Origin of the sequence: Streptomyces sp. rh34 (assembly GCF_002551245.1) — a bacterium.
Classification (GTDB): domain Bacteria; phylum Actinomycetota; class Actinomycetes; order Streptomycetales; family Streptomycetaceae; genus Streptomyces.
This window is the reverse complement of the sequence record NZ_NTGZ01000618.1, coordinates 1-385: the sequence shown is the minus strand read 5'-3', so window position 1 is coordinate 385 and position 385 is coordinate 1. Positions and strand designations below refer to the sequence as shown.

Annotated in this window: 1 pseudogene; it reads left to right on the top strand. The window is 74.8% G+C overall.

Annotation, left to right across the window (positions count from 1 at the left end):
- A pseudogene (locus CR470_RS38500) lies at positions 1 to 351 on the top strand (hypothetical protein); the annotation flags it as partial.
- Positions 352 to 385 lie beyond the last annotated feature (34 nt).

Here is a 385-nt window from a genome sequence, read left to right as displayed (position 1 = left end):
GAGATGTGTATAAGAGACAGGTCCGCCAAGGCCGCGTCCGGCGAGCGCCCCGCTTCCTCGGCCGCCCCGGCCGAGCAGCCCCCGGCGGTCCAGCAGCAGCGCAGGCGCGGCGGCGGACGCGGCGCCAATCGCCGCCCCAGCGGCCGGGAACGACACGACGAGAAGATCACGGTCTACGTCTCCGCCGAGGAGCTGATGGACCTCGAACACGCCCGGCTCGTCCTGCGCGGCGAACACGGCCTCGCCGTGGACCGGGGCCGCATCGTCCGCGAGGCGGTGGCGGTGGTCCTGGCCGACCTGGAGTCCCGGGGCGACGCGAGCATCCTCGTACGGCGGCTGCGGGGCCGCTGAGCCGCACGGCGCGGGTAACCTGCCCCGCAGCTGT